We start from the raw sequence: 9,804 nt of genomic DNA, 5'->3' as shown, positions 1-9,804 counted from the left end.
CTACACCCATAAGGTTTCGTCGGCAGCGTCAGATGTGTATAAGAGACAGAGGCAGAGCAGCAGGCTGGCCGCGCTAAGCAGGGAGCGGAAGATGCCCAGCGTTTGCTAGTGCCGGTGCAAAAAGCTGCCCATACTTGGCATAAAAAAGCGCAAGCAGCTACGGAGATTATTCGCTTAGCCAGCATTGCCAATGCGGGAGAATTTTCCACCTCCCGCATTCCCCTGAATATGTGGGTACTTCTGCATCGCTTCGAAGCAGTGGTAAACCGGGCGAATGAACATTTAGAGAAGATATCTGCTGGGCGTTATTCCCTTATACGCAGCGAAGATGAATCAAAGAAAATACGGAAAACTGGCTTGGGACTCTCGGTGATTGATCACGACGGCTCACCTACTGGGGATATTATTCGCCCGACGGCTTCGCTTTCTGGAGGAGAAACTTTTTACACTTCTTTGGCTCTGGCATTAGCTTTAGCAGAAATAGTGCAAGAAGAAAACGGAGGTATTCGCATCGACACTCTCCTTATCGACGAAGGCTTTGGCACACTTTCGGCTGGAGTACGCGATGCGGTAATGCAGACTTTACGCACTCTCACTGCACAGGGGAGAATAGTGGGAATAGTTTCGCACGTTGAAGAATTAAAGAGTATTATTCCCAGCCGCGTCAGTATATCTCCTACCCCTACTTGCGGCTCGGAGCTGCAAACTATTTGCTAAAGTGCACGCCACTTAGTGAAATACCAATTATTTACGGAAATACGCGCTATTTATTGAGCTCGGCGTATAGTAAAGCCCGCTCTGCGGCGTCATACCAGAGTAAATCTATATTTTCCGTGTGGAGAAAAGCTTCTTCATCTCCTGCTATAGCCCGTTGCACTAAATCTTCCCAGCCACTTTCATCCACTAGGAGAGATTCAATCTTGCTCCACGCTAAGGGCATGCGCAGCTCTCCGGCGCCTAATTCATTTTCTACCGCAGAATTTTCTGCAGCAGTATTTCCTGCCCCCGCAAAAACTACCGCTTCTGCTGGCACTTCCCCCGCGCCTACTAAGCGACGATAGCTTTTCGAATCCTCCGCTAGGCGCCGTAAAGATTCATCCGCAGCCGCTAAAGTAGTAGCCATTTCTAAGTTTTCTTCTCCCCAATCTGGGTAAGAGCTCCGAAACTCCGGAGTTACCGTATAGATCCGGCGCGGCGAAATCTCCGCAGCTGCCAAGTCTGCTGCCGTAAGAGGTATGTAAATGCGCATATATCCATATTAAGTCATATCTTTTCACGCGAAAAATAGGCATAAAAATATCTCTCCCCAGCTCTCGCGCGAACTTTATATTTTACCGTGTATAACCGGTAGCTATGAATTAAATAACTTCGTATACATGAAGAAATGCCAATTAATTTCTACGTGGCGCTCCCTTTTACATCTTTTATCCCCTATTGATGTATCCACGCTCTTAATAGTTTCACACCTCTTTCCGGTCGAGAGCTGATACAAGATAGGGATAATTATGTCTGCTCAACAGGTCATTACCGAAGAAATATCTACAGATACACCGCCTAGTTCCGAAAAAATTTTTACGCTTTCGCACTCTATTTCTGCTTCGCATGCACAAAAAATATCTGCATCTACTAAAAAATATAGACTCCCGCGCAGTAGCCGTGCTAAGAGCGATGGGAGCACAGGCAGCAATGCGCCTATTTCTCGCCCTGCTCATACCGGCGATATTCATACTGCTAACCCATATTCTCATACTCCCCAACTAAAACAAGAGCTGGGAGATACGGAGCTAGATTCGCCGCCCCGAATTTGGCAATACGACTCTGCCTCGAAAGCAGCCTCCCCCACTGCACCTACTCCCATTAAACCTGCCGCAGCTAAATCTGCTCTCACTAAACCCGCTGCAGCTGCAGCTACTCCACGTAAAGATGCTCCCGCTGCACCTACCCCAAATAAAGCTAGCCCCACTGCACCCACATCTAGCACTTATGACCGCATAGCATTGCACGCGGTAAGCACCAGCAAATCGCTAACTGCCACTTTCTTCGAAGAAGAAGCACCCCCGCTAATACCGGCGAAAAAACCGCGACCAAATGCGCGAAAATTTGCTGCCCAAATAGCTATTCAAGCAATTGAAATTTTGCAAGGAAAACGCCCGCTCCGCCAATTGCAGACTTGGCTCAATCCACAGGTCTACCAAGCACTAGCACGGCGAGCCAGCCTGGGAATGCGAATTTTCGGAAAAGCAGAATGCTGCCCCCTACCGCGGCTCCGCCGGGTACGCGCTTGCTATCCCCGCCCAGGTATCGCAGAAATATGCGTAATTGTGCACGATGGAATAAAAATGCGCGCCGTCGCTCTCCGCTTAGAAGCTCGAAGAAGAAATTGGCAAGTAACTGCACTAGAAATTATTTAATTTCTGCCCTGTACTAGCCCTGTATCAGCCTGCCACTATATCGTTGCAGCACGAAACTGCCCTACTCTAAGGGCATCACCCCATACCAGCTGTAAACGCAGGCAGGTAAAAACAGTTATAGTTAGCGCCCGCGCCGGCGTTGCGCCTTTTTCGCCGCCCGCCGCTGCTCTCGATTCATCCCCGAGTAGGCAGCTGCATCTGTATCGGTGGCATTAGTACGCGCCGAATTATGCTGCGGTTGCGGCGCACTGGCACCAGAATTAGCCGAAGTATAGTTCATCTTTTGCTCCGGTGTATTCTGCGCCCCAATCATCTGCGCTGCCATTTTCTCTGCGCGTTTACTCGGCTGCATCAATACTGATGCTCCTACCTCTTGCAATTCTGCTTGCTGCTCCGCAGCGGCAGCTTCCGCTTGCAAACGCGATTCCTGCTCGGAAGGAAGCTCAAAATTGAAGAGAAAACGTACCGTCTCCGATCGAATAGCATCGTTCATCGACTGGAACATTTGGTAGCCTTCTTGCTTATATTCCACCAAGGGATTGCGCTGTGCCATAGCGCGCAAGCCAATTCCCTCTTTCAAATAGTCCATTTCGTAAAGGTGCTCACGCCACTTCCGATCCAGCACATTCAGCAATACTTGCCGCTCCACTTGCCGCATAGTTTCGTCACCGAGCTCTTCGGCACGCTCGGCATAAATATTATGGGCATCGGTATCTAATTCTTGGAGAAGATTCTCCCGCTCCAAATTATGCTGGCCGCCGTATTCAGCTAAAAGCTCTTCCGCTGTAAAGGATGGCTTAAAGTAAGACTGTATTTCCACCCAGAGTGCGTGCAAATCCCAATCTTCCGAATTTCCAGCGGTTTCCGCCGTCACTACATCTTCTACTACGAAATCAATAAAAGATTGAATCTGCTCTTCTAGATTTTCTCCATTGAGAATGCGATGCCGTTCTTCGTAGACCACGGTACGCTGCTCGTTCATAACGTCGTCATACTTCAAGACGTTCTTACGAATTTCCGCATTGCGTGCCTCGATAGCAGTCTGCGCTCGGCGAATAGTCTTAGCTAAAATCTTCAACTCTAAAGCCTGATCTTCTGGGCCATTGCGCAAAGGAGAAATTACCCGGGAATTGGCGAAGAGGCGCATGAGATCATCTTCTAAAGAAATATAGAAACGCGACTCTCCTGGATCTCCCTGCCGGCCCGAACGCCCGCGCAGCTGGTTATCAATACGCCGCGATTCGTGCCGCTCCGAACCTAGTACGTAGAGTCCTCCTAACTGCACAACCTCATCATGCTCAGCTGCCACCACTTCTTGCGCCTCTTTCAAAACCTCCGGCCAGGCTGCCTCGTATTCTTCCGGATTCTCTTGCGCATTAATACCCCGTTTTTCCATCATGCCTACTGCAATATGCTCAGCATTTCCGCCAAGCATAATATCAGTACCACGCCCAGCCATATTAGTAGCTACCGTGATCGCATATTTGCGCCCCGCCATTGCCACTACCGCTGCTTCGCGTTTATGCTGTTTAGCGTTCAATACTTCGTGCTTAATATGGGCCTTTTTCAAGAGCGCAGAAAGCTTTTCCGAATTCTCCACCGAGGCCGTACCTACCAGTACCGGTTGCCCCTTCTCGTAGCGTTGGCGGATATCTTCTACAATTGCTTGGAATTTTCCTCGCTCCGTGGGGTAGACCAAATCAGTATGATCTTGCCTAATCATTGGCTTATTAGTCGGTATCACCACTACGCCGATATGATAGGTAGAAGCAAATTCTTCTGCTTCCGTTTCCGCGGTACCGGTCATTCCGGAGAGCTTATCGTACATACGGAAATAATTCTGCAAAGTGATTGTGGCTAGAGTCTGATTTTCAGCTTTTATCTCTACGCCTTCTTTTGCTTCAATCGCTTGGTGCATACCTTCGTTGTAACGCCGCCCTGGCAGTACTCGCCCAGTGTGCTCATCTACAATGAGTACTTCTCCGCCCTGCACAATGTAATCGCGGTCGCGGAAAAAAAGCTCTTTCGCTTTAATCGCATTATTCAGATAGCCGATAAGCGGAGTATTTACACTCTCGTAAAGATTGCTGATTCCGAGCAAATCTTCTACCTTATCTATCCCCGGCTCCAGAATACCGACGGTGCGTTTCTTTTCATCCACTTCATAGTCGATATTCTTATGCATAGAAATTACCGCTTGGGCAAAGGCCTTGTACCATTTATTAGCATCGCCTTCAGCCGGGCCAGAAATAATTAACGGAGTCCGCGCTTCGTCAATAAGAATAGAATCCACTTCGTCGACGATGGCAAAATAGTGGTCACGCTGCACTAATCCGGAAGTTTCCCGCGCCATATTATCGCGCAAAAAATCGAAGCCGAATTCATTATTGGTGCCATAAGTAATATCGGCCGCATACTCTTCGCGGCGCTGTTCCGGAGTTAAACCGGCAACTATACAGCCGGTGCGCATACCCAGAAAACGATAGATCCTCCCCATCAACTCCGACTGATAAGAAGCCAAATAATCATTGACCGTCACCACGTGCACTCCCCGCCCCGGAATAGCATTCAAATAGGCAGCCAAGGTGGCGACGAGAGTTTTTCCTTCACCAGTTTTCATCTCGGCGATATTTCCCAAGTGCAGAGCAGCTCCACCCATTATCTGCACGTCAAAATGCCGCTGGCCGATCGTACGTATAGCTGCTTCCCGCACGGTAGCGAAAGCCTCGGGAAGTAAATCGTCTAGAGATTCCCCATCGGCATAGCGCTGGCGGAATTCATTAGTCATTTCCTGCAATTCGCTATCACTTAACTCGTGAAAATCGCTTTCAAGCAGATTCACCTGCTCCACAATTTTTTGTAGTTTTTTCAGTGTGCGACCCTCACCGGAACGCAGGACTCTATCTATCAGCTTACGCACATCTACTCCTGGTTTTATTTTTTAAGCGGTAACTGAGCCTATTCTATGCTTTCTATGCTTTCCCTGCCCAATTATCAATTATTGCTGGCGATCTACCATCATATGAGCGAAATCTACCAGTGCCGCTTTTACTTCTCCTGCCGGCAAAATTTCTAGCTCTGCCAGACCTTTGCGGCAATATTCCGCCGCAATAGCGCGCGTCTGCTCCACCACTGCATGCTGGGAAAGTAAATCTAGTAAGCGCGGCAACTGCCCCCGCCGCTCTTCAACCGAAGCAGCTAGCATCCGCATTATTTCTTCTCCCGCAGCGTCTAAGATACCTGCTCGCTGTTGTTCCGCCAGGAGAAGGGTCGGCATAGTAGCGACATTTTCTAGTAAATCAGTACCGGGAATTTTTCCGGCGATATCCGAATCGGCCTGCAAATCTAAGACGTCATCTGCCAGTTGAAAAGCAATACCCAGATATTCTGCATACTGGGCGACGGCGGCCGCTATCTCTTGGCTGCCCCGCGCCGCTAATACTCCATCGCGCGCTGCCGCCGCAATGAGGGAACCAGTTTTATCCGAGAGTACTTCCAAATAATGGGTACGCGGATCTTTGCCCGCTTCTGGCCCCATCGCTTCTTGGAGCTGCCCATGGCAAAGCCGCTGGAAAGTACGGGCATAACGCTTTACGGCTGCTTCCCCTAAGCCAGAAATAACTAGCGAAGCCTGCGCGAAAAGCAAATCTCCCGCCATAATAGCGGCTGAATTACCGTATAGCTTCTGAGCTGTAGGCACTCCCCGCCGAAGCGCGGCATCATCCATCACATCGTCATGATAAAGCGAAGCGAGATGGGTGAGCTCCACTGCCACTGCTACATCTAAAACATCGCCATGGTCCGGCTCGGCGCCCAGCTCCGCAGTCAGAAGACAGAGTAGAGGACGCAGCCGTTTTCCTCCCGCGCGTACTAAATGGGAAGTGGCCTCGTTCAAGAGTGGAGTATTTTCGCTAGCTATCTTCTCTAGCTTGGCTTCCACTTCACCGAGACGAGAAGAGATCTTCTCCCCTAAGGCTCCATGGGTAGCCAAAGTATCAACAATTACATTCACGCAAATGTTCCTTGTACTATGCCCAGTAATAGATCAGGGAAAATCCCCAATCCCAGAACTAGGATAGCAGCTGCGACGATAGCCGCAATAGAGAACCCAGCCGATTTCACTATTTGCACATTTTCTGCTGGCTCCGTGAAGAACATCAACTGTAAAATCCGGAAATAGAAGAAAGCCGTAGCTACAGAAGCTAAAACAGCTACTACCACCAAAACGGTGGCGCCTCCTGCTACACCAGCTTTGAAGACTTCAAACTTTCCAATAAAACCAGCTGTGAGCGGAATACCAGCAAAGGAGAGCAAGAAAATGGTCATCGCAGCCGCGAGGAGCGGACTGCGTTTACCAAGACCGGCCCAGCTCGCTAAAGCAGTAGCTTCACCGCCGATATTTCCAGCCGCATCTTTCTGCCGCACCAAGGTGACGATGCCGAAAGCACCCACCGTAGCAAGACCATAAGCCAAGAGGTAGAAAAGAATTGCCGAACTAGTCTGTGCGTACTGCTGCGGAGTAATTTCCTTTAAGTCCAACACGCTGATGGCTACGAGAATAAAGCCAGTATGGGCAATAGAAGAATACGCCAATAGTCGCTTAATATCTCCCTGCACTAAGCCCAATATCGTACCAATGAGAATTGTAGCGATAATAATAATCCACAAGAAGACGGTGAGCTGCGCGACCAAAGTGCCCGCGATATAGAGCATCACCCGCAACAAAGCCACAAAAGCGGCCACTAATACTCCTCCGGCCATGAATCCGGTAATAGGAGTAGGAGCTCCTTGGTACACATCTGGCTTCCAGCTGTGGAATGGAGCTGCCCCCGCTTTGAAGAGCAGACCAACCAGAATCATTACCGTACCGGCTAGCAGCAGCCACGTCTTAATGTCGGTAGTTTGAAGGGCGACGCTGAGAATTTCGCTGAAAATCAGACTGCCAGTACCGCCGTATACTAAGGCAGCTCCCATGAGGAAGATAGCCGAAGAAAAAGCTCCGAGCAGGAAGTACTTCGCGGCAGCTTCCTGCGAAAGTAACCGCCGCCGGCGCGCGGTAGCGGAAAGTACATACAGGGGCAGCGACATTACTTCCAAGGCAATGAAAAGCGAGAGTAAATCGAAAGCAGAAACGAAAGCCATCATGCCTCCGGCGGCAAAAAGTACCAGCGGTAGCACTTCCGTCTGCCGGAGACCGTATTTACTCGCCTCTGCTTCCGCAGGTGAACCTGGCGTAGTGGCTGAATCTGCAGCAAAAGCACTTTCTTTTAATTCGCTGCGATCCAGCATTATTAGCCCAGCCAATAAAGTAATTAATACGATAATGGCCTGCGCAATAAGCGAGAAACTATCTTCTACGAAAGCTATTCCGGTAAATCCACCCCCACCTTGAGTGATAGAAAGTGGCGTAGTAGCCCAAACTTCTTGTTGGTTAGCCACCATCCCGCGCCAGATAATAGTGGCTAATGCCGCAATTAGGGCGAGCAGGAAGAAGGAGCGCTGCACAATTGGGCGCAACTTCCGCGGCAAAAATGCTTCCAATAGGGTAGCTACTACTGCTGCCCCTAGCACAATTAGCAGCGGAGCGAGAGCTGCCCATTGAATCATAGTATTCGTCGTACTCACTTGTTGCTCCCTTCCAACGCAGCAGTGCTGGTACTAGCTATCGTTACCACCTGCTGCTGCGCGGTGATTGGATTTACTAAATCTAAAATAGGTGCCGGGTAGAAACCAAGGCCGAGCATAGCAGCGATTAGTATTCCTAATACTGTCTTTTCTCTTCCCCGTAAATCCTCTTTTTCCAACTCGGGGCGCGGCCCGGTGAAAATGCGTTGATAGGGAAGCAGAATATATAGCGCCGCTAGCACTACTCCGATGACTGCCAAAATCGCAGCTACCGGCAAAATATGGAAAGTACCCATCAGTACTAGGTACTCCGGTATGAAGCCCGAAAGCCCCGGCAAAGCCATAGTAGCTAAACCGGCAATTAAGAAAGTACCTGCGAGAAGTGGCGTGACGCGCTGCCAACCACCGTAAGCAGAAATCGCCGGGCTCCCTCCCCGCTTCGCGAGGAAGTCTACGGTAAAGAAGAGAGCAGCCGTACCCACTCCGTGTGCCACCATATAGAGCATTGCACCGGAGAGCGCCATAGCTGATCCGGAGAATATTCCCATCACCATAAAGCCGAAGTGGGAGACCGATGTATAGGAAACCAAGCGCAGCAAATTATCAGAGCTAATGGCCATTAAAGCACCCCAAATAATGGAGACGATGGCGAAAGCGATGATAATAAGAGCTGCCTTCCGGCTCGCTATGGGGAAAAGCTGCAAACAAATTGCAATCATTCCGTAGGTACCGAGCTTATCCAGTACTCCTACCAAGAGGATAGAGGTACCAGTTGGCGCAGAGGCAGCCGTATCAGGCAGCCAGGTGTGCACCGGCCACATCGGAGCCTTGATAGCGAAAGCAAAGAAGAAAGCGAAGAAAATCCACATCTCTGCAGCAGGAGGTATAGCCAAGCCGGCCTGGAGCGTATCGAGCATATAGCCGCGCGGGCCACCCGGGCCGTAGAAGTAAACAGCGATTACCCCCACCAACATAATAAATCCACCTAGCAAGGAGTAGAGCAGGAACTTCATAGCAGCCCGCTTGCGCCCTTGCCCGCCGTATCTTCCAATTAAGAAGTACATGGGGAGAATCATTAATTCGAAGAGAATATAGAAAAGGAATACATCGCGGGCAGCGAAAAGGGCAATCATTACGGCTTCGAGGAAAAGAATCCACGCAAAATAGCCTGCCGCTTTTTCCGGAGTGAAATCATTCCAAGCGGCGATAATTACCAGCGGCACTAGGAATACGGCCAAACCAATCATAACTGCGCTGAGCCCGTTGACACCCCAAGCTAGAGAAACTCCTAACTGAGAAATCCAGGTATAAGTTTCGCTTAGCTGCACCACTCCCGCTTCCTGGGGAGCAAAATCAGTCAGTAAAGCGACGACATAAAGTGCCAAAATTAGCAAAGAGATACCCAGCGTAATCTGCTTTGCGAACCGACCGGCTGGTTTTATTAAAGCCAAACCTAGCGATCCGCCGGCAGCGAGCAGGACAAGAACTGACAACCAGGGAAAGGTTGCTTCTATTGCTGTTTGCATTAGCTTATTTCCTTCCTAACTCACATCGATGCTGCCAAAGCAGCGATAAGAGAGATGAATAGACCGAGCACTATATAGCTGGCGTAAGTACGCACGTAGCCATCTTGTAACTTGCGAATCCACTTGCCCAAGTATTGGAGGAAACGCCCCAATCCTTCGCCGGCTCCGTCTACCAGCACCTCATCCGAAGTAGCGGTACCGGATACGAGGAGCATACCGGGACGCATGAAGAGAGCTTCATT

7 protein-coding genes and 1 pseudogene are annotated in these 9,804 nt (G+C 49.9%); 2 read left to right on the top strand and 6 right to left on the bottom strand.

Features of this window, described 5'->3' with window-relative positions; genetic code table 11:
• The first annotated feature begins 108 nt into the window (after nucleotides 1-108).
• Entirely contained in the window at nucleotides 109-717 is a 609-nt protein-coding gene (locus Q0X35_RS04595) for an SbcC/MukB-like Walker B domain-containing protein (protein ID WP_297566021.1), read from the top strand.
• Nucleotides 718-763: 46 nt separating this feature from the next.
• On the opposite strand, the gene Q0X35_RS04590 is transcribed toward Q0X35_RS04595, so the two are convergent.
• The gene (locus Q0X35_RS04590) at nucleotides 764-1,249 is read right to left on the bottom strand and encodes a DUF6912 family protein (RefSeq protein ID WP_297566019.1); all 486 of its coding nucleotides are present in this window, start codon (nucleotides 1,247-1,249) and stop codon (nucleotides 764-766) included.
• Between the two features lie 256 nt (nucleotides 1,250-1,505).
• Between Q0X35_RS04590 and Q0X35_RS04585 the strand changes: the two genes are divergently transcribed.
• On the top strand, nucleotides 1,506-2,411 hold the full coding sequence (locus Q0X35_RS04585) for an Rv3235 family protein (RefSeq protein ID WP_297566017.1): 906 nt from the start codon (nucleotides 1,506-1,508) through the stop codon (nucleotides 2,409-2,411).
• A 121-nt stretch (nucleotides 2,412-2,532) separates the two neighbouring features.
• On the opposite strand, the gene secA is transcribed toward Q0X35_RS04585, so the two are convergent.
• The 5 genes and pseudogenes from secA to Q0X35_RS04560 form a co-directional block, all read right to left on the bottom strand.
• A complete protein-coding gene (secA, locus tag Q0X35_RS04580) occupies nucleotides 2,533-5,331 on the bottom strand; it encodes a preprotein translocase subunit SecA (RefSeq protein ID WP_297566015.1) in 2,799 nt (932 codons plus the stop codon).
• A 78-nt stretch (nucleotides 5,332-5,409) separates the two neighbouring features.
• A complete protein-coding gene (locus Q0X35_RS04575) occupies nucleotides 5,410-6,423 on the bottom strand; it encodes a polyprenyl synthetase family protein (protein WP_297566013.1) in 1,014 nt (337 codons plus the stop codon).
• Entirely contained in the window at nucleotides 6,420-8,036 is a 1,617-nt protein-coding gene (nuoN, locus tag Q0X35_RS04570; protein WP_366084453.1) for an NADH-quinone oxidoreductase subunit NuoN, read from the bottom strand. The genes Q0X35_RS04575 and nuoN overlap by 4 nt, the downstream gene beginning before the upstream one ends.
• A complete protein-coding gene (locus tag Q0X35_RS04565; RefSeq protein WP_297566011.1) occupies nucleotides 8,033-9,562 on the bottom strand; it encodes an NADH-quinone oxidoreductase subunit M in 1,530 nt (509 codons plus the stop codon). The genes nuoN and Q0X35_RS04565 overlap by 4 nt, the downstream gene beginning before the upstream one ends.
• Before the next feature lie 20 nt (nucleotides 9,563-9,582).
• Nucleotides 9,583-9,804: pseudogene (locus Q0X35_RS04560) on the bottom strand (NADH-quinone oxidoreductase subunit L); the annotation flags it as partial.

Origin of the sequence: uncultured Arcanobacterium sp. (genome assembly GCF_947253055.1) — a bacterium.
In the GTDB taxonomy this organism is placed as follows: domain Bacteria; phylum Actinomycetota; class Actinomycetes; order Actinomycetales; family Actinomycetaceae; genus Arcanobacterium_A.
Note: the sequence above shows the minus strand (reverse complement) of the source record. Positions and strands in the feature narration are given on the sequence as shown.